17 protein-coding genes and 1 other RNA gene are annotated in these 18,835 nt (G+C 70.6%); 2 read left to right on the top strand and 16 right to left on the bottom strand.

Going from position 1 to position 18,835, the window contains the following annotated elements; translation table 11 throughout:
• Window positions 1-147: 147 nt before the first annotated feature.
• The 10 genes from AB0M62_RS27510 to AB0M62_RS27465 all read right to left on the bottom strand — a co-directional run bounded on the left by AB0M62_RS27510 (window position 148) and on the right by AB0M62_RS27465 (window position 12,060).
• Window positions 148-2,601 (bottom strand): UvrD-helicase domain-containing protein, encoded by a 2,454-nt coding sequence (locus AB0M62_RS27510; protein WP_366076989.1) that lies wholly within the window; start codon window positions 2,599-2,601, stop codon window positions 148-150.
• 72 nt (window positions 2,602-2,673) lie between these two features.
• Window positions 2,674-3,453, bottom strand: coding sequence for a zf-HC2 domain-containing protein (locus AB0M62_RS27505; protein WP_366076988.1), 780 nt, complete (start codon window positions 3,451-3,453; stop codon window positions 2,674-2,676).
• Window positions 3,450-4,037 (bottom strand): sigma-70 family RNA polymerase sigma factor, encoded by a 588-nt coding sequence (locus AB0M62_RS27500; protein WP_366077024.1) that lies wholly within the window; start codon window positions 4,035-4,037, stop codon window positions 3,450-3,452. Before AB0M62_RS27500 ends, AB0M62_RS27505 begins: the two co-directional genes overlap by 4 nt.
• A 122-nt stretch (window positions 4,038-4,159) precedes the next feature.
• Window positions 4,160-4,744, bottom strand: coding sequence for an ABATE domain-containing protein (locus tag AB0M62_RS27495; protein WP_366076987.1), 585 nt, complete (start codon window positions 4,742-4,744; stop codon window positions 4,160-4,162).
• A gap of 111 nt (window positions 4,745-4,855) precedes the next feature.
• On the bottom strand, window positions 4,856-5,206 hold the full coding sequence (locus AB0M62_RS27490) for a GNAT family protein (RefSeq protein WP_366076986.1): 351 nt from the start codon (window positions 5,204-5,206) through the stop codon (window positions 4,856-4,858).
• 149 nt (window positions 5,207-5,355) lie between these two features.
• A complete protein-coding gene (locus AB0M62_RS27485) occupies window positions 5,356-6,495 on the bottom strand; it encodes a uroporphyrinogen-III synthase (protein WP_366076985.1) in 1,140 nt (379 codons plus the stop codon).
• A gap of 120 nt (window positions 6,496-6,615) precedes the next feature.
• Complete coding sequence (locus AB0M62_RS27480) at window positions 6,616-7,998, bottom strand: nitrate/nitrite transporter (RefSeq protein ID WP_366076984.1); 1,383 nt, start codon at window positions 7,996-7,998, stop codon at window positions 6,616-6,618.
• 105 nt (window positions 7,999-8,103) lie between these two features.
• Complete coding sequence (locus AB0M62_RS27475) at window positions 8,104-10,227, bottom strand: bifunctional polysaccharide deacetylase/glycosyltransferase family 2 protein (RefSeq protein ID WP_366077023.1); 2,124 nt, start codon at window positions 10,225-10,227, stop codon at window positions 8,104-8,106.
• A 44-nt stretch (window positions 10,228-10,271) separates the two neighbouring features.
• Complete coding sequence (locus AB0M62_RS27470; RefSeq protein WP_366076983.1) at window positions 10,272-10,778, bottom strand: hypothetical protein; 507 nt, start codon at window positions 10,776-10,778, stop codon at window positions 10,272-10,274.
• Window positions 10,779-11,064: 286 nt separating this feature from the next.
• Window positions 11,065-12,060, bottom strand: coding sequence for a LysR family transcriptional regulator (locus AB0M62_RS27465; protein WP_366076982.1), 996 nt, complete (start codon window positions 12,058-12,060; stop codon window positions 11,065-11,067).
• A 124-nt stretch (window positions 12,061-12,184) separates the two neighbouring features.
• On the opposite strand from AB0M62_RS27465, the gene AB0M62_RS27460 reads away from it, so the two are divergent.
• On the top strand, window positions 12,185-13,450 hold the full coding sequence (locus tag AB0M62_RS27460; protein ID WP_366077022.1) for an MFS transporter: 1,266 nt from the start codon (window positions 12,185-12,187) through the stop codon (window positions 13,448-13,450).
• A 28-nt stretch (window positions 13,451-13,478) separates the two neighbouring features.
• On the opposite strand, the gene ssrA is transcribed toward AB0M62_RS27460, so the two are convergent.
• The 5 genes from ssrA to ftsE form a co-directional block, all read right to left on the bottom strand.
• Window positions 13,479-13,865: a transfer-messenger RNA gene (gene ssrA / locus AB0M62_RS27455) on the bottom strand.
• 95 nt (window positions 13,866-13,960) lie between these two features.
• Window positions 13,961-14,440: an SsrA-binding protein SmpB gene (gene smpB / locus AB0M62_RS27450; RefSeq protein ID WP_366076981.1), complete on the bottom strand. Its 480-nt coding sequence runs from the start codon at window positions 14,438-14,440 to the stop codon at window positions 13,961-13,963.
• An 18-nt stretch (window positions 14,441-14,458) separates the two neighbouring features.
• Window positions 14,459-15,631, bottom strand: a complete 1,173-nt coding sequence (locus AB0M62_RS27445; protein ID WP_366076979.1) for a S41 family peptidase — start codon at window positions 15,629-15,631, stop codon at window positions 14,459-14,461.
• 67 nt (window positions 15,632-15,698) lie between these two features.
• Complete coding sequence (ftsX, locus tag AB0M62_RS27440; protein ID WP_366076978.1) at window positions 15,699-16,616, bottom strand: permease-like cell division protein FtsX; 918 nt, start codon at window positions 16,614-16,616, stop codon at window positions 15,699-15,701.
• A gap of 17 nt (window positions 16,617-16,633) precedes the next feature.
• Complete coding sequence (gene ftsE / locus AB0M62_RS27435; protein WP_254375670.1) at window positions 16,634-17,323, bottom strand: cell division ATP-binding protein FtsE; 690 nt, start codon at window positions 17,321-17,323, stop codon at window positions 16,634-16,636.
• A gap of 226 nt (window positions 17,324-17,549) precedes the next feature.
• Between ftsE and AB0M62_RS27430 the strand changes: the two genes are divergently transcribed.
• Window positions 17,550-17,741, top strand: coding sequence for a hypothetical protein (locus tag AB0M62_RS27430; RefSeq protein WP_366076977.1), 192 nt, complete (start codon window positions 17,550-17,552; stop codon window positions 17,739-17,741).
• A 100-nt stretch (window positions 17,742-17,841) separates the two neighbouring features.
• Here the strand turns inward: AB0M62_RS27430 and AB0M62_RS27425 are convergent, their stop codons facing one another.
• A complete protein-coding gene (locus AB0M62_RS27425; RefSeq protein ID WP_366076975.1) occupies window positions 17,842-18,750 on the bottom strand; it encodes a hypothetical protein in 909 nt (302 codons plus the stop codon).
• Window positions 18,751-18,835 lie beyond the last annotated feature (85 nt).

Below are 18,835 nucleotides of genomic sequence, written 5' to 3'. Positions count from 1 at the left end.
GGCACCGACCCGCCATGCTCGCCTCGCGGCAAGTGGTCGCTCGAAGCGACGAAGGTTGGGCCCGGGGGCTTGGATCGAGCCGGTGCCGTACTCAGGCTAACAAAGGATCCCGGAAAGTGATTCCCGTCCCGCGGGTTCTGCCCCCGTTCAGTCCCGGAGCAGGTCAGGGACCCCCTCGGCGTCCGGGTCGTCGCGCTCGCCCGACACCACCGTGAGCTGCTGGGTGGCGCGCGTCAGCCCCACGTACAGCACCCGCAGACCGGCCGGGCTCTCGTCCGCGATCTCGGCCGGCGACACGACGACCGTCGCGTCGTACTCGAGTCCCTTCGCCTCCAGGCTGCCCAGCGCCACCACCCGCTCACCCAGTCCTGCCAGCCACCGGGTCGCCTGCTCGCGGCGGTTCATCGCCACGACGACGCCGACCGTGCCGTCCACACGCTCCAGCAGCCGCTGTGCCTCCTGCCGGACCGTTTCGGCCAGGTCGTCGCGTGCCGCCACGAAGCGCGGCTCCACGCCAGTCGAACGGACCGCCACGGGGGATTCCATACCGGGCATGGCGAGCGCCAGGACTTTGGCCGCGAGCGCGGCGATCTCGGCCGGGTTGCGGTAGTTCACGGTCAGGTTGAACCGGCGCCGCGGGCGAGTGCCCAGCGCCTCGTCCCGGGCCGCGGACGCCTCGTCCGGGTCGGACCAGGAGGACTGGGCCGGGTCGCCGACGATCGTCCAGGTCGCCTGCCGGCCGCGCCGGCCGATCATCCGCCACTGCATGGGCGTCAGGTCCTGCGCCTCGTCGACGATGACGTGCGCGTACTCCGTCCGCTCCGCCGCGAGCCGCTCCGCCCGCTCCCACTGGGTCTCCTCGCGCTGCGGCATCAGCTCTTCGAGACCGGTGAGCTGGTCCAACGGGTCGAGCCCCCGTCTCCGCTTCGGCCGGGCCGGCGTGCCGAGCAGCATCTGCAGCTCGTCCAGGATCGCCACGTCGTGCACCGACAGAGGGCCCTCCCCGTCCGCCCCCAGCCGCCGGAGAGACCGCGCCAGCAGCCGGGTCTCGCGGGGGTTCAGCACGCGGCGCGCCCACCGGGCGAGCCGGCGCTCGTCGGCCATCGCGGCGAGCACCCGCCGCGGGCTGAGCTCGGGCCACCAGGCGTCCATGAACGCGAGGAACTCCGGCTCGGTCGAGACGTCCTCGTCGAAACTCGAGCGGAGCTCGGCGACCAGCTCGGGGTCGGTGTACCTGCCCCGGCCGTTGGACTTCGCCCACAGGGCGTCGAGGACGAGTCTGCGGGCCCGCGGCCGCAGCAGGTTGATCGGCGCGGTCCCGCCGAGTACGGAGTTCCTGATCCGCTGCAGCTCCTCGGCCCCCAGCTCGATCCGCCCGCCGAAGGCGACCACGCGGAGCCGGGTGGGGGTGGACTGCGGCGCCCGGCCCGGTGCGCCCTCGTCCCGCGCGGTCCGCGCGGAATCACCGCCACGTCGCGAGGCGCCGTCGGCCGGCCCGGCGTCGTCGCCGAAGGAGAGCCGCTCGCCGCCCGCGGCGGCTGCCCCCACCCGTCGATCGGAGCGCGTGGGCGCGGCGCCCTCCAACGCCCCGCGCGCCGCCTTGCGCAGAACCTTCAGCATCTCGGAGGAGCCCTTGACACGGGCGACGGCCGGATCGTCGTACGCCGTCGCCTCCGCGCCGTCGACCAGCGAGCCGACCGCACGGATCGCGACCTGCCCCTCCTCGCCCAGCGAGGGCAGCACGCCCTCCGTGTAGGCGACGAGCAGCGGGGTCGGCGAGACCACCAGGATTCCGCCCGCGTACCGCCTGCGGTCCTGGTAGAGCAGGTAGGCCGCCCGGTGCAGGGCGACGGCCGTCTTGCCGGTGCCGGGGCCGCCCGAGACCTCGGTCACGGAGGCGGCGGGGGCGCGGATGACCAGGTCCTGCTCGGCCTGGATGGAGGAGACGATGTCCCGCATGGTGTGGCTGCGGGCCCGGCCCAGCGCGGCCATCAGCGCGCCGTCGCCGATCACCGGCAGTTCGGCACCGTCCAGCGTGGCGGTGACCTCCGGCCGCATCAGGTCGTCCTCGACCCCGAGGACCTTGCGGCCCTTGGACCGGATGACCCGGCGGCGTACCACCCGGCCCGGATCCTTCGGAGTCGACCGGTAGAACGGCGCTGCGGCCGGCGCGCGCCAGTCGATCACCAGCGGCGCGTAGTCGGAGTCGAGTACACCGATCCGGCCGATGTGCAGGGTCTCGGCGATGTCGGCCGTGTTGTCCGGCCGTACGGCGTCGTCGGCGGGCTCGACCGACGTGTACGCGCCGTCCGGCCCCTTCTCGCCGTCCTTGCCGAGCAGCAGGTCGACGCGCCCGAAGAGGAAGTCCTCGAACTCGTTGTTGAGCCGGTTGAGGTGAATACCGGCACGGAACACCTGCGCGTCCCGCTCGGCCAGCGCGCCGGGCGTGCCGACCTGGCCACGCTGGGCGGCGTCGTTCATCAAGAATTCCGCCTCGTGGATCTTCTCCTCGAGGCGGCGGTACACCTGGTCCAGGTGATTCTGCTCGACACCGATCTCACGGTCTCGTACGGAATCGACAGCGGCATCCTGCGCGGCCACCGAGGCCCCCTTCTGACGTGCTGTGGGCAGCCGTCAACCGTACGCGAAGGGGACCCCGGTATGCACGTGCTGTCAGGCCTCCACCTCGACAAGCCGCTGACCGTCGAACGTCCGTACCTCGAAGTGATCGATGTCGTTCCGGTCCATCGCCGCCCCGCCGTGGACGTACAGCGGGTTCTTCGCGGACTCGTGCGTGCTGTCCGGGATGCCGTATCCCCACTTGGGGACGGCCCAGGAGGTGACCGTCTCTTCCTCGCCCGTCTTGGACACCGCGACCAGACTGCACTTCAGCGGGCCCTTGACGTTCTTGAGCTCCAGGACGGTGTGCGTCCCCCAGCCCTTCTTCTCCAGGCCGACGGTGGCGCTGACCTTGGTCGACGCGTCGGTCGCCTGGACCTTCTCCTCCATGTGGTTGAAGAAGGCATCCTCGGCCGGGCTGGTCGGATGGACCTCCGCCACGTTGTTCCTGCCGTCATCCCCGGACGTCGCCACGACCGCCACCGCCGGTCCGCCGACGACCAGCACCGCCGCGGCCGCCACCATGTAGAAGCTGCGCCGCCTGCGCTGTGCGCGCTTCTCGGCGACCTCGTCGACGAGGTTGTCGAGAAGCTTGCTGCTGGGCGCCGTCACCTTCGCGGGCGGTCCCGGAGCCTCGGCGAGCATGGCGAGCATGGGTTCCATGCCGGCGAACTCGTCCAGGTGGGAGGCGCAGATCTCGCATCCGGCGAGATGCATCTCGAACGCCGTGGCCTCCGCGTCATCCAGAATGCCGAGCACGTAGGCGCCGGCGGCATCGTGAGAGCTGTTGCCGTCCTGCGCGTTGTTGCCGGGGTACCACCCCTGCGCGGTCATGCCGTCACTCCTCGTTCTTCGAGCGCGAGCTTCATGGAGCGCAGCGCGTAGAACACCCTGGACCGCACCGTCCCGCTGGGTATGCCGAGTATTTCGGCAGCCTCATTGACCGTACGTCCTTTGAAGTACGTCTCGACCAGTACCTCCCGGTGAGCGGGAGTCAGGTCGTCGAGCGCATCAGAGAGCGTCATCAGCCACAACGCCTTGTCAATCTCGTCCTCCGCGGGCATGACCTCGAGCGGCGACGGCTCGACCTCTTGTGGCCGGGCTTGCCTACTGCGATGACCGTCGATGACGATACGCCGGGCGACGGTCACCAGCCAGGGCCGGACCGAGCCAGTGGCGTTATTCAGCTGACCTGCGTTCTTCCAGGCCCGGATGAGGGTCTCCTGGACGACGTCCTCGGCACGCTGACGATCCCCCGCGACCAGGCGGAGTACGTACGCGAGAAGCGGACCCGCGTGCTCGCGGTAGAGCGCCCGCATCAACTCCTCGTCGGGGACGGAGGACTGAGAGCGCGGCACCTCACTGCGATGTCGTGCCCGTTGCGGGCGGTCATCGGCCACGGCGGCATCCTTGCGCACCAGAACCTCCAGGTCGAGACAGCCGGACTCTTCCCCCCTCACTACGGAAGGGGGAGCCGGTTGTGCTCAACGCGGCCGGAATATTCTTTCAAGATCTTTTAAGGGTGTGCGGTTGCCGTGGGTTACGGCTGTGCGGCGAGGGACCGCCGCCGGTGCCGGGCGACCCTCTCCCGGTTCCCGCACACCTCGCTGGAGCACCAGCGCCGGCGGCGCCCGCGGGACGTGTCCAGGTAGACGAGCGAGCAGCCGTCGCCCTCGCACTGCCGCAGCCGGGCCCGGGCCACCGGGTCGGTCAGCAGCTCGACGGCATCCCGGGCCACCGCCGCGAGCAGCGCCCCGCACTCCGGGTCGGCGCCCAGAGTCCTTACGAGCTCACCGCTCGCCGCGCGTACGGCGCACAGCGGGGGTGGTGGCCCGCCCGCCAGCGCGTTGACCCGCGCCAGGGCCTCTTCGGCGGGCCTGCCCTCGATCTCCGCCCGCACCAGCTCGCCCACGTCGCCGCGCAGTTCGCGGAACCGCGCCAGCCAGTCCGCGTCGACGGCCGTGAGCGGGGTGCCGGGCGGTACGAGTCCGGCACCGGTCAGCCACGCCCGCAGCCGGTCGCGCCCGTCGAGCCGCTCCGTCGGAGGCGCTCCGGTGGCCACCAGATCCAGGCATATCCGCCCGGAGTCGAACCGCAACTCGTACGAGCCCATGCCCGCCGCCATGCGCCTGTCACCGCCTCGGGGTACCCGGGTGAGTCCCGTCCCCCCAGAGTGCCCGTCCCGGCGCCCGGCCGGAACCCCTGCTACCGGCCGGAGGCCGCCCACGGCCACGGCTCACACGGGTGGGCCGTCGTGCAGGATGCGCTGAAAGAGGCGGTGGTCCCGCCACGCGCCGTTGATGTGCAGATAGTCCCGCGCTGTCCCGAACGGTTCGAATCCCGCCTTGACCAGCACGCGCTGGGAGGCCGCGTTCTCCAGCAGCGTGCCGGCCCCGACCCGGTGCAGGCCCAACTCCTCGCGCGTCGCCCGGCAGACGTACTCCACCGCGGCGGTGGCAAGGCCGCGGCCGGTGCAGTCCGCGTCGATCCAGGAGCCGAGGCCGGCGCTGCGGAACGGGCCCAGGGCGTGTTGGAGAGCGTGAGGCCGCCCAGGACGCGGCTGCCTGCCGCGTCGGTGAGCAGCCACGGCATCAGCCGTCCCGCCTCCCGCTGCGCCAACCGGTCCCGGAGAGCGGCCGCTTGACCCTCGGGGGGAAGAACTCCTCGGTGCGCTCCGGCTCGCAGGGCCGCAGGTGCTCGCGGTTACGGCGGTAGACGCTGCCCCGCCCGGCGTGCTCAGGAGTCGGCGTACTTGGCGTCCGCGGCCGGGTCCAGGGCCAGCCGATAGCCGCGCTTGACCACGGTCTGGATCAATTTCGGGGCACCCAGCGCGGTACGCAGCCTGGCCATCGCCGTCTCCACGGCGTGCTCGTCCCGGCCCGCGCCGGGCAGCGCCCGCAGCAGCTCCGAGCGGGCGACGACCCAGCCCGGGCGGCGGGCCAGCGCGCGCAGCAGGGACATGCCGGCGGGCGGCACGGGACGCAGGGTGTCATCGATCAGGACCGCGTGGCCACGGATCTCGACGCGGTGGCCGGCGACGGGCAGAGTGCGTGCACGCGACGGAAGTTCGAGGCACAGCAGCTGCACCAGAGGGCCAAGCCGGAAGCGCTCGGGCTGGGAGGTGTCGATGCCATGGGCCTGCAGCGGCAGGGCGGTGACGGGGCCGACGCAGGCCGACAGGACGTCGTGCCGCAGGGCGTCCAGCAGTTCGGGGAGGAGCCTGCGGTGCTCGGCACGGGAGAGCAGCGATGCGGCGGCCGGAGCGCTGGTGAAGCTGACCGCGTCCAGGCTGCGGGAGACCGTGGCGTCGAGGAGGCGGTCCAGCGGTGCGACGTCCTCGGGCGGCATCCATCGGTAGACGGGTACGCCGACGACCTCGGCGCCGCCCGCACGCAGTGCCTCGACGAAGCCGGGCAGCGGGTCGCCGTGCAGCTGGATCGCCACCCGGCGGCCGTCCACGCCCTCGGCCAGCAGCCGGTCCAGTACCTCGGCCATGGACTCGGAGGCGGGAGACCACTCCTCGGTGAGGCCGGCGGCCCGGACCGCGCCCTTCACCTTCGGTCCGCGCGCGAGGAGTTCGACCCCGCGCAGCCGCGCGAGGAGGTCCTCGCCGATGCCCCAGCCGTCGGCGGCCTCCACCCATCCCCGGAAGCCGATCGCGGTCGTCGCGACCACCACGTCCGGGGCGTTTGCGATCAGCTCCTTGGTCGCGGCGAGAAGTTCGCTGTCGTCGGCGACCGGCACGATCCGCAGGGCGGGGGCGTGCAGTACGGCCGCTCCGCGCCGCTGCAGCAGCGCTCCGAGCTCGTCCGCGCGCCGCGCCGCCGTGACTCCGACCGTGAAGCCCGCGAGAGGACCGTTCTGTGTGTCGTTCATGGCTGGTGCCCCGCTCTGTGCATGGGGTGTTACGAGGTGGTGCCGGCGGACCGAGCCTGCCAACGGGGCGTGACGGGCTCGGTTCGCCGGTATTTCGACGTCGTTAACGGGTATTGCGGATTACACCTCGGCGTAGCTGAGCTGCGGCTTCGCTTCGGTGATCTCTGTCCGCGCCGGGGCCGCGGCCGGCCGCCGAAGGTATACCGCCCACGTCAGTGCGAAGCACACTCCGTAGAAGGCGAGGAAGGTGACGAAGGCCGCCGTGCCCGTACCTGAGGTGAGGAACGCCTGCCGGAAGACCAGGTTGATCCCGAGTCCGCCGAGGGCGCCGACGGCTCCGATGAGTCCCATGGAAGCGCCGGACAGCCGGCGTCCGTAGGCCGCGGCGGCCTCTCCCTCCATCCCCTTGGCGAGAGCCTTGGCCTGGAAGATGCCCGGAATCATCTTGTACGTCGAGCCGTTGCCGAGTCCGGTGAGGACGAAGAGGGCGATGAAGCCGATCAGGAAGACGGCCAGGGACTTCTCGACGGACGCGTAGACCACGACCGCGGTCGCGCCTGCCATCGCGGCGAAGTTCCACAGCGTGATCCGGGCACCGCCGAAGCGGTCCGCGAGCGAACCGCCGACCGGGCGGATCAGGGAGCCGAGCAGCGGACCGATGAAGGTCAGGGAGGCTGCCTGGAGGGGCGTACGGCCGAACTGGGTCTGGAGCACCAGGCCGAAGGCGAAGCTGTAGCCGATGAACGACCCGAAGGTGCCGATGTACAGGAACGACATGATCCAGGTGTGCCCGTCCCTCACCGCCTCCTTCGCGGCCCCGGTGTCGTTGCGTACGGGCGCGAGGTTGTCCATCCACAGCAGCGCACAGGTCGCCGCGACGACGATCAGCGGGATGTAGGCGGCGAGCACGATCCGCGGGTGCGTGGCGCCGGCCGTGCCGATCACCAGCAGGCCGACGAGCTGCACCACGGGTACGCCGATGTTGCCGCCGCCGGCGTTCAGGCCGAGCGCCCACCCCTTCTTCCGCAGCGGGAAGAAAGAGTTGATGTTGGTCATCGAGGAGGCGAAGTTCCCGCCGCCGACGCCGGTGAGCGCGGCGACCACCATGAAGGTGGTGTACGAGGTGCCCGGCTTCATCACGAACAGTGCCGCGACGGTCGGCACCAGCAGCATCAGCGCGCTGAAGACCGTCCAGTTCCGGCCGCCGAAGCGGGCCACGGCGAACGTGTAGGGGACGCGGACGACCGCGCCGACCAGGGTGGCCGTGGCGATCAGGAAGAACTTCCCGGCGGGGTCGATCCCGTACTGCGGTCCCATGAAGAGGACCATGACCGACCACAGGGTCCAGATGGAGAACCCGATGTGCTCGGACAGCACGGAGAAGATCAGGTTGCGCCGCGCCGTTCGTTCACCCGTCTCCCTCCAGAAGGTCTCGTCCTCCGGGTCCCACTGCTCGATCCAGCGGCCCCCCTTGCGCAAAGCGGTGGTGGTCGGGGCAGTCATCACGCCTCCACAGATGTCGGGTCCGTGATGCCTGACCGTACGGTTGGCTCGTTTCAGCCCCGTGCCGCCGGATGACTGGAGCGAAACCTTGCTCTCACCCGGCCCTCAGCGCCGGTGTGAGACGGCGGGCTGCCGCCGGCTCGGCAGGTTTCCCGGTGCTTCGACGGCTCCGGTGCGGCGGAGTTTCTGCCAGCGCAGCCGGCCACCGGTCAGGGCGGTGATCCAGGACTGGAGCAGCACGACGTACATCAGCTGCCGGTAGAGGATCTGCTGGAGCGGCAGCGAGATCAGGTGTGTCATGCGCTCTCGGTCGAGCCGGAAGGCGTACGCGGCGCAGACGGCCTGGACCGCGAGGACGCCGAACCACGCCGCGACGGTCTTCCCGGTGGGGCCGAAGACGAGTCCGTACAGCAGGAACACGTCGATCAGCGGTGCGAGCAGGGGCGCCAGCACCATGAACAGCGAGACCAGGGGCAGGCCGACCCGGCCGAAGCGGCCCGAGGGACCGCTTTCCACCAGCGCCCGCCGGTGTTTCCAGATGGCCTGCATGGTGCCGTAGCTCCAGCGGTAGCGCTGGGACCACAGCTGCTGCACGGTCTCGGGGGCCTCGGTCCAGGCGCGGGCGTTCTCCGCGTAGACCACGCGCCAGCCGTCGCGGTGCAGGGCCATGGTGATGTCGGTGTCCTCGGCGAGGGTGTCGTCGCTCATGGCGCCGACGCGGTCCAGCGCCTCGCGCCGGAAGGCGCCGACCGCACCCGGGATGGTGGGCATGCAGCGCAGCAGCTCGTACATCCGGCGGTCGAGGTTGAAGCCCATGACGTACTCGATGTGCTGCCAGGAGCCGATGAGGCGGTGGCGGTTGCCGACCTTGGCGTTGCCCGCGACCGCGCCGACCCGGGGGTCGCCGAAGGGCTGCACCAGCTCGCGCACGGTGGACGGCTCGAAGACGGTGTCCCCGTCCATCATCACGACGAGGTCGTGGGAGGCGTGGGCGATGCCGTTGTTGAGCGCGGCCGGTTTTCCGGAGTTCATCTGCCGTACGACGCGGACGTCGAGCAGGCCCATCCCCTCCACGATGTCCGCGGTGCCGTCCGTCGAACCGTCGTCGATGACGATCACCTCGACGGGATGGTCGCTTGCCGTCAGGGAGGTTACCGTTTTGGCGATGCACTCCTTCTCGTTGTACGCCGGAACGAGCACCGTCACCGGGCGGGTGACCGCGGGACCCCAGCTGAAGTCCTTCCGCCGCACCGTGCGGGCGTGCAGTACCGAGAGCAGCAGCATGAGGCCGAACCGGGCGAGGACCAGCACGCCGACGATGGCGAGGCCCACCACCAGCGCGTCGGTGATGTGCTCCGAGACGCTGACCGCTCCGACGAACGCCTTGCCCTTCCACAGCTCGAGCCCGGTCACAGGCGTGTGCGCACCGGGCGCGCCGAGGGCCCCGGTGAGACCGGTGAACTCGTAACCCTGCTCCTGCAGTTGGGGCAGCAGCCGGTCGAGGGCCGCCAGGGTCTGGGAGCGGTGGTCACCGCCGGAGTCGTGCATCAGGACGATGGCGCCGTCCCCGGGCTTCTCCGGAGTGGCGTTACGGACGATCGCCTCGACGCCGGGGCGCTTCCAGTCCTCGCTGTCGACGGTGTTGAAGGCCGTGACGTAGCCGCGGCTGCCGACGTACTCCGTGACCGGCCAGTTCTTGTTGTCAAGGACGTGCGAGAACGACGAGTACGGCGGCCGGAACAGGGACGTGCGGATCCCGGCCGCGCCCGCGAGCGCCAGCTGGTTCTGCGACAGCTCCCAGTCGATCCGGGCCCGGGACTGGTAGGAGAGGTCCGGGTGGTTGAAGGTGTGCAGGCCGATCTCATGGCCCTCGTCGACCATCCGCTGCACCAGGTCGGGGTGGCGGGAGGCCATCGTGCCGGTGACGAAGAAGACGGCGTGCGCGTCGTACTGCCGGAGCTTGTCGAGAACCTTCGGCGTCCATACCGGGTCGGGGCCGTCGTCGAAGGTCAGAACGAGCTTGTTGTCGGGGACGTCGAGCGCCTTGGGGTCGTTCCGCTTGCGCGCGTCGATGACCGGGCCGCCCTCGATGAGGTGCCGGGGCACCTGGTCGTTGGCGGCCGGCTGCCGGACACGGTGGTCCGCGAGGATCTCGCTGTGCACATAGCCGCGCAGCATGAGCATGGCGAAGAGCGCTACCAGGAACAGCAGGGGCAGCAGATAGCGCATAGGCATCCCGCGACGCCTGACGGTTCCCGTGCCGGCGCGGGAGGTCATACGGCACCGCCCTCGGCCGCGGGATCCACCGGATCCGTCGGCAGCACCGGCGGCGGTTCGCTCACCGACGGCGCGGGCTCACTGGGCTGCGGCTCCGGATCGGGCTCGGGCGCCGGGCCGGGGTCCACGCCACCGCCGGTGGTGGCGCCGGGCGGCGGGCCGGCCGGGCCGGCCGGGGGGCCGCTGACCGAGGCGCCCGGCCGGCGTGTGGGCCCGGCGGCCGGGGCCGCGCCGCCGGCCGGCGGACGGGCCGCGGTGGTGCCCGGCGGGTTCGAGGGCCCCTCCCCGGCGGCGTCCCCGGGGAGGGGACGGGGCACGGTACCGGGCGCGTTGCCGACGGGCGGCTGAGCGTCCGGGGCGGGTGAGTCGCGTACCGTGTCCGGCTTCTTCTCCGCGGCCGGACCGGGTATGCCCAGCCAGGGTGCGCTGGAGTTGCCGCCGAGGAGGGTACCGACGAGGAGTACGGCGTAACAGGCGCAGGCCGTGCCGAGTACCCACCCCATGCGGCGGAGTTTCCTGCTCCGGCGGCCGCTCTCGTCCACGAAGACGGGACCAGGTCCGGGAACCCCTGCGAGACCCGGTCCCCCGGTTGCCACCTCGAACTGCTCTCCCCAGCCGTGGAGTTCGACCGTCACTTCGTCCTGATCACGCGCATGCCCGAGAGGAGCATTTTCTTGCTGGTCTTCCACCGCTGTACGCCCATCCCCATCGAACAGGGCGCCCCCCTATGTCCACACCGCGCCCGGGTGAGCGAACGTAGCGCAGCTATCGAGCCCTCATCCGCACGAGTCAGTTTTTGTCCATACTCAAAGAGAATTTGTCCACTATCAAAGACAAATCGATGTCGGGCAGCCAACTATCGGTCACGGGATCAAGCCAGCCCTCCACCCGCGAAAGCTCCGACACGGCAGCGCGAAGCGCCTCCACTCCCGGGTGCCGCAGCCCTTTCCGCCACACCATGGACAGCGGCGACAGCGGTACGGGATCGACGAGCGGGCGCAGCACGGCGCCCGGCAGCTCGGGAAAGTCCACCACGACCAGCACCGGGTTCCGGCTCTTCGCCATCACCCGGCGGAACTCCTCGTGACCGATCGCCACCGGCGCCGGCGGCGCCACGGCGATGCCCCGGCCTGCGAACAGCCGCCGGGCGAATTCCGTCCATTCCAGGGTTCGCGGATTGCCCGCCCCCGCATACACGGTCTCGCCCGCCAGAGCGGCCAGCGGTACCGACGGGCGTTCCGCCAGCGGATGCCCGTTCGGCAGCAGCACCGCCAGCGGCTCGTACCGGACCGGCTGGTGGGCCAGCCGGGCGCGGACGGCCGGCGGCAGACCGGCGAACAGCCCGAAGGAGACATCGAGCCGCCCGGCGAGAATCTCTGCGGCGGCGCCGGTGAGTCCGCTCTCGAAGCGGGCCATCAACTCACAGCCCGGGGCAAGCTCACGGGCGCGGGCCAGGACCCGCCCGGAGGTCATGCCCTCGGTGTTCAGGTCGACCAGCAGCGGCCGGGCCGCGTCCCCGGTCCCCGCGAAGGCCGCCGCCAGATCGTCCTGGGCCTCCAGCACCCGGCGCGCGTAAGGCAGCAGTCGCTCGCCGTCCGCCGTGAGGGAGACCTGTCGGGTGGTCCGGACGAACAGCTCGGCGCCCACCTCCCGCTCCAGCCGCCGGATGTCCCTGCTGAGTGCCTGCTGTGCGACATAGAGCCGGGCGGCGGCCCGGGTGAAGTGCAGCTCGTCGGCGGCGGCGGTGAAGGCCCGGAGCAGCCGGGGCTCGATGTCTCGGGGCACCCCGCGAACCTACCTCGCACCGATTCACAACGTAAGCGCGTCAATGGGGTCCCAGCAGGTGTTGGACCGCCGACGGGGACGCGGCGAGGGTTGGGCCATGCCGCAACCGTCCGACTCCCCGCCGATGTACGACACAGCCGACGCCGCCGGCTCGCCGGTGCGCCCACCACGCCCGGGCCGCCGCAACCCGTACGCACGTCTCTTCGCAACGCCAGGCGCCCGCGCGTTCACCGCGGGCAACCTGATCGCCCGCCTCCCCATGGGGATGTTCAGTGTGAGCGCCATCATCATGATCGCCGGGTCGCGCGGCTCGTACGCACTGGCCGGCGCGGTCACCGCGGCCGGACTTGGCGTCACCGCGCTCGTCGCCCCCTGGACGGCCCGTCTGGTGGACCGGTACGGCCAGGCCCGCATCGCGGTGCCCGCGACCGCGATCGCGGCCCTCGGCTCACTCGCCCTGCTGCTGTGCGTGCGCCACGGCGCCCCGGACTGGACGCTCTTCGCCGCGTACGCCGCGACCGCCACCACCCCCAACACCGGGGGGATGTCCCGCGCCCGCTGGGCTCATCTGCACAAGGACGATCCCGCCGCACTGCACACCGCCAACGCCTTCGAACAGGCCGCCGACGAGCTGTGTTTCATGCTGGGCCCGGTACTGGCGGCCTTCCTGTGCACCGCCGTGTTCCCGGAGGCAGGGACCCTGACCGGCGCCGTGCTGCTCCTCACCGGCGTACTGCTCTTCGCCGCCCAGCGCGCGACCGAGCCCCCCGTCTCGCCCCGCAGCAGAGCCCGCTCCCCGCTGCGGGTACCGGGCATGCCGCCGCTGCTGTCGGCCTTCCTCGCCACCGGCGCGGTCTTCGGTTCCCTGGAGGTCGTCACCATCGCCTTCGCCGAGGACCGGGGCCATCGCGCGGCGGCGGGCGCGGTACTCGCGCTCCAGGCCGCCGGATCCTGCGCGGCCGGCCTGCTGTACGGATCGCTGCGCCCGGCCGCCAACCCTCGCGCCCGCCTGCTGCCCTGCGTCGCCGCGATGACTGCCCTGATGAGCCTGCCGCTGCTGGCGGCCACCCTGACCGGATCGCTGCTCGCGGTCGCGGCGGCGCTGCTGTCGGCCGGGATAGCCACGGCTCCCACCATGGTCACCGGCATGACCCTCCTCCAGGGCCGTATACCGGTGGACCGCCTGAACGAGGGCATGGCCCTGGCCGTGACCGCTCTGCTCGGCGGCATCGCCTGCGGCTCGGCGGCGGGGGGCTGGGCGGTGGAGCGGTTCGGGGCGGCCTCCGGCTACGCGGTGCCCGTGTCGGCCGCGGCCCTGGCACTGGTCGTCACGGCGGTGGGAACGGCCGGCCGGAGCGCTCCGGAAACGACGAAGGCCCCGCTGTGCTAGACAGCGGGGCCTTCGCCTCACATGGGAATTGTGGAGATGGCGGGAATCGAACCCGCGTCCAACGGTGCAGAACCAGGGCTTCTCCGAGTGCAGTTCGCTGCGATTTTCTCGGCCCCGGAGATCACGCGAACAAGTCTCCGACGGGCTCAGTCACTGTTTGATTTCCCACTGGGCCCCGTGACCGGGCTCAGTGGTTTAGTCCCCTAGCTGATGCCAGAATCCGGGTCGGGAACAGCCCCGGGCTGACACTCCGCAGAGTCTTCGCTAGCTGCTAATTAGGCAGCGAGAGCGAAGGCGGAGGAATCGCGCTTGGTGTTGGCGATTATTGTTTGCGACATATGGTTAACGAGATCATTGCCGCTTCCTCGACTCGCTTCCCCTGCTTCGACATCCGCTGTCGAAACCGATCATCCCCATGTTTTTTTATCAAGGTGGTACCGCACCCCGTCGCCAGGGAGCAGATGCCATCGTACGTTAACAGCGCACATCCGTGCCAGCTTATTCCCCGCGTCAGGCCCGCTGCTGCCGCTTGATCGCCGAGATCGCCCGGTCCGTCTCGCGCCGGTCCTGCTTCTCGCGGAGGGTCTGCCGCTTGTCGTACTCCTTCTTGCCCCTGGCCAGCGCGATCTCGACCTTGGCCCGGCCGTCCTTGAAGTACATGGCCAGGGGCACGATCGTGTGACCCGTCTCCTGGGACTTCGACTCGAGCTTGTCGATCTCCACGCGGTGCATGAGCAGCTTCCGCTTCCGCCGCGCGCTGTGGTTGGTCCACGTGCCCTGGCTGTACTCCGGGACGTGCACGTTGTGCAGCCACGCCTCGTGCCCGTCGATCTGGACGAACCCGTCCACAAGGGACGCCCGCCCCTGGCGCAGAGACTTCACCTCCGTGCCGGTCAGGACCAGCCCGCACTCGTAGGTGTCGATGACGGTGTAGTCGTGCCGCGCCTTCTTGTTCTGCGCGATCAGCTTGCGCCCTTTTTCTTTTGCCATAGTGCGGCCATTTTCGCACTAAGACCCGGTGCCGAGGCCACCCAATACCGTGCGGGCCTTCTCCTCGGCCCGCTCGCTCACCGCGAGGTCGGGCGTGATGCCCCGGCCGTCGACGCTGTGACCCGCCGGAGTGCGGTAGTGGCCGACGGTGAGCTCGGCGACCGAGCCGTCCGGCAGCTCGGTCGGCATCTGGACCGCCCCCTTGCCGAAGGTGCGCGACCCGACGGTGACGGCCCGGCCGCGGTCCTTCAGCGCGCCCGTCACTATCTCCGCCGCGCTCATCGTGCCGCCGTCGACCAGGGCGACCAGCGGTCGGCCGGTGTCGCCGCCGGGCTCGGCGTACAAAGCGCGCTGCGCTCCCCGGACGTCGTAGGTGGCGACCAGCCCGCCGTCGAGGAACGCGGATGCGGCGGTGACGGCCTCGTTCACCAGCCCGCCCGTGTTGCCGCGCAGGTCGAGCAGGACGCCGGCGCCGGTGGGGGCCGCACGGACGGCGTCCCGTACCCGCTCGCCAGAGCCCTTGGTGAAGGACGCCACCTTGATCAGCGTCACGCCCGTTCCGAGCTGGCGCACGGTGACGGCCTCCGTGGTGAGCCGGGCCCTGCGCAGGGTCTCGGTCCAGCTGTTTCCGTCGCGCTCCAGCCCCAGAGTGACCGAGGTGCCGGCGACGGCGCTCTCACGGTCGCCGCGCAGCAGGGAGACGACCTCGTTGACGGGCCGGCCCTCTATACGGTGACCGTCGATCGTACGGATCCGGTCGCCCGCCCGGACACCGGCCCGGGCGGCGGGCCCGCCGGACTGCACGCGGGAGACCTCGATCCGCCCGTCGCGGCCGCGCCCGGCCCACAGGCCCACGCCCGTGTACTCGCCGTCGAGGGTTTTCTCGAACTCCGCGTACTCACCCTCGTCGTACACCATGCCCCAGCGGTCCCCACTGCGGCTGACGACCTCCTCGGCCGCGTCCTTGACCGACTTGCCGTCGGCCATCGCCGCGGCGGCGGCCTTCTCGACGGCATCGCGCTCGGTGGTGGCGGCGGCGCTTCGGGCTCCGGTCAACTGCCCGTCCGTACGGGCCTCTTCGCCCCAGACGCCGGTCGCGGCGCCCGCCGCGAGAGCGCAGGTGAACACCAATGTCAGGGCCGCCGCGCGGCGGATGCGGCGAGGTTGGCGGAACAGAGCTGGGCCCGACATGGCGAACACTCTAGGACAAGGCCGGGCGCCGTAAGGCCTGTTGCCTTTACGGCGCCCAGGGCGCTTGTCACACCTTGAGGTACTTGCGCAACGCGAAGAATGCTGCGAGCGCCGGCATCAGCAGAGCGATCACCAGCACCAGTGGGAGCACGGAGAGGACCGCGTCCCAGCCGATGAAGTTGATGAGTTCCAGCTTCTCGGAGAGCGCGAGGCCGTGGTCGATCAGGAAGTACCGGCCGAGGAGCAGCATGACGCAGGCGACCACACCGCCGATCAGCCCGGCGAACGCGGCCTCCATGATGAACGGCATCTGGATGTAGAAGCCGGAGGCGCCGACGAGCCGCATGATGCCGGTCTCCCGCCGGCGGCTGAAGGCCGAGACGCGCACGGTGTTGACGATCAGCATCAGCGCGATGACGAGCATGAGCCCCATCACGAACAGGGCGGCCACGTTCATGCCGTTCAACAGCTCGAAGAGGTTCTCCAGGATGCCGCGCTGGTCCTGTACGGACTGCACACCGTCCCGGCCGGCGAAGGCCGTCGCGACCACCTTGTACTTCTCCGGATCGTCGAGCTTGACCCGGAACGACTCCTGCATCTGGTCCGGAGTGAGCGAGCTGGCCAGCGGGGAGTCGCCGAACTGCTCCTTGTAGTGCTTGTACGCCTCGTCGGCCGACTCGTACGTGACGGTCTCGACGGCGTCCATCTTCTCGAGGTCGGCCTCGATCGTCTTCTTCTGCTCCGCGGTCACGGCGCCCTTGGCGCACTTGGGCAGAGCCTCGGCGTCACCCTTGTTGCAGAGGAAGATCGAGACGTTGACCTTGTCGTACCAGTAGCCCTTCATCGTGCTCACCTGGTCGCGCATGAGCAGCGAGCCGCCGAAGAGGGCGAGCGAGAGGGCGACGGAGATGATGACGGCGAAGGTCATCGTGAGATTGCGCCGGAGGCCGACGCCGATCTCCGACAGGACGAACTGGGCGCGCATGGCGTCCTCTCAGTCTTTCAGTGCTGGTAGCCGTAGACGCCGCGCGACTGGTCGCGCACGAGACGGCCCATCTCGAGTTCGATGACGCGCTTGCGCATCTGGTCCACGATCTGCTGATCGTGCGTCGCCATGATCACGGTGGTCCCGGTCCTGTTGATCCGGTCCAGCAGCTTCATGATGCCGACGGAGGTCTGCGGGTCGAGGTTGCCGGTCGGCTCGTCCGCGATCAACAGCATGGGCCGGTTCACGAAGGCCCGCGCGATCGCCACGCGCTGCTGCTCACCACCGGAGAGCTCGCCGGGCATCCGGTCCTCCTTGCCGCCGAGGCCGACCAGGTCGAGGACCTGCGGTACGGCCTTGCGGATCTCCCCGCGCGGCTTGCCGATGACCTCCTGCGCGAACGCCACGTTCTCCGCGACGGTCTTGTTGGGCAGCAGACGGAAGTCCTGGAACACGGTGCCCAGCTGGCGCCGCATGTGCGGCACCTTCCAGTTGGAGAGCCGGGCGAGGTCCTTGCCCAGCACGTGCACCTGGCCGTGGCTGGCACGCTCCTCGCGGAGGATCAGCCGCATGAAGGTGGACTTGCCGGAGCCGGAGGAGCCGACGAGGAAGACGAACTCGCCCCGCTCGATCTCGAGGGAGACCTCCCTCAACGCAGGACGGTTCTGCTTCGGATAGGACTTGGAGACGTTGTCGAATCGGATCACGGGTGCACCACGGTCGCCGGGAGTAGGTGTGCGTGACCATACGCGAAGCGGGCTGGAGCGTGCAGGCGGCGGTCGTGGATGAGTGATTTATCCCGCGAAATCGAGTGGGGCGCGCCGAATCTCGCACGAGCTGGCAGAGTGGTAGGGGGAACGGTCGCGTTTCCCTGAGCGTTGTGCGGAGAGAAAGCTGCGTATCGCGGCCCCGCCGCGCGGGAGAGGAGAGCGCATGACCTATGACCGACTGGTGTGCGCCAACTGCGCGGCGCCCGTGAATGAGGGCCGCTGCCATGTGTGCCGGGCGAACCGGGAGCGACTCCAGCAGGAGGGCCCATTCGCCGGACTGAGCCCGGCGGCGCTCGTCGCGCTTCTGGTGGTGCTGGTGGCCGCGATGGCCCTGCTGGCGCACCAGACCGTCTGACTTTCCGCCTACGGACCCGGCGGGACCGCCAGGAGGGCCCGGGACGCTGATCGCGCGTCCCGGGCCCTCCTGTGCGTGCATACGTGCGTGCAGGCGCCTGCTAGGCAGCCGTACGGCCGCCGCCGACCAGGCGGGGCAGCATCCGGAAGCCGATACCGCCGGCGATCATCGTCGCGGCGCCGACCAGCAGGAACGTGGTCTCAGCGGCGCCCGTCTCGGCGAGCTCCTCCTTGGCCTCACCCTGCTCGACCGGCTTGGAGCCGACGTTGTCGGTGTCGGTGTTGTCCTGGCACTCGGCCCCGTCGAGGTCCACGGTGCAGGTGCCGGCGCCGCCGTCGTCGCCGCCGGTGGAACCGCCGCCGTTGGCGTTGCCGCCACCGTTGCCGTTGCCGTTGCTGTTGCCGCCGTTCTGGGTTCCGCCCTGGTCGCCACCACCGACAGCCGCGTCCCCGCCGCCAACGGCCGCGTCACCACCACCGACAGCAGCGTCACCACCACCGACAGCCGCGTCCCCGCCGCCAACGGCCGCGTCACCACCACCGACAGCCGCGTCACCACCACCGACAGCAGCGTCCCCGCCGCCAACGGCCGCGTCACCACCACCGACAGCAGCGTCCCCGCCGCCAACGGCAGCGTCCCCGCCGCCAACGGCCGCGTCCCCACCACCGACAGCAGCGTCACCACCACCGACAGCAGCGTCACCACCACCGACAGCAGCGTCACCACCACCGACAGCAGCGTCACCGCCGCCTACGGCCGCGTCACCACCACCGACGTCGCCACCACCGGGACCGGCGACGTCGCCGCCGCCGTCGGCCTCACCCTCGTCCGCGGCGCCGATCTCGACAGCCGCGCCATTCTCGTCCACGTTGGCCTTCGCGCTGAGGCCTCCGATGTTCACGCCAATGCCGGCCGCCTGAGCAGCGCCGGCTGCGGTCAGCGAGGCACCGGCCGCAATTACCGCGCCGGCCGCTATCCGCGCCACGCGCAGCCGCGTCTTCTTGGTCATCTGCCTGCTACCCCCAGTAGCTTCTCGTGAGTGGAGCAGCGTCCGGGGCCTCGGCCGTCGGGGGTTCGTAACCGGCCCCCGTCAC

It is taken from the genome of Streptomyces sp. NPDC051219 (assembly GCF_040682335.1).
In the GTDB taxonomy this organism is placed as follows: domain Bacteria; phylum Actinomycetota; class Actinomycetes; order Streptomycetales; family Streptomycetaceae; genus Streptomyces.
This window is presented reverse-complemented; position numbering and strand designations above follow the sequence as displayed.

Coding starts and splice junctions, on each gene's coding strand:
- ftsX (WP_366076978.1), bottom strand. CDS start 16,616: ATGCGCGCCCAGTTCGTCCTGTCGGAGATCGGCGTCGGCCTCCGGCGC.
- AB0M62_RS27495 (WP_366076987.1), bottom strand. CDS start 4,744: ATGGCGGCGGGCATGGGCTCGTACGAGTTGCGGTTCGACTCCGGGCGG.
- smpB (WP_366076981.1), bottom strand. CDS start 14,440: ATGGCAAAAGAAAAAGGGCGCAAGCTGATCGCGCAGAACAAGAAGGCG.
- AB0M62_RS27430 (WP_366076977.1), top strand. CDS start 17,550: ATGACCTATGACCGACTGGTGTGCGCCAACTGCGCGGCGCCCGTGAAT.
- AB0M62_RS27425 (WP_366076975.1), bottom strand. CDS start 18,750: ATGACCAAGAAGACGCGGCTGCGCGTGGCGCGGATAGCGGCCGGCGCG.
- AB0M62_RS27505 (WP_366076988.1), bottom strand. CDS start 3,453: ATGACCGCGCAGGGGTGGTACCCCGGCAACAACGCGCAGGACGGCAAC.
- AB0M62_RS27445 (WP_366076979.1), bottom strand. CDS start 15,631: ATGTCGGGCCCAGCTCTGTTCCGCCAACCTCGCCGCATCCGCCGCGCG.
- AB0M62_RS27485 (WP_366076985.1), bottom strand. CDS start 6,495: ATGAACGACACACAGAACGGTCCTCTCGCGGGCTTCACGGTCGGAGTC.
- AB0M62_RS27475 (WP_366077023.1), bottom strand. CDS start 10,227: ATGCGCTATCTGCTGCCCCTGCTGTTCCTGGTAGCGCTCTTCGCCATG.
- AB0M62_RS27470 (WP_366076983.1), bottom strand. CDS start 10,778: ATGGGGTGGGTACTCGGCACGGCCTGCGCCTGTTACGCCGTACTCCTC.
- AB0M62_RS27480 (WP_366076984.1), bottom strand. CDS start 7,998: ATGACTGCCCCGACCACCACCGCTTTGCGCAAGGGGGGCCGCTGGATC.
- AB0M62_RS27460 (WP_366077022.1), top strand. CDS start 12,185: ATGTACGACACAGCCGACGCCGCCGGCTCGCCGGTGCGCCCACCACGC.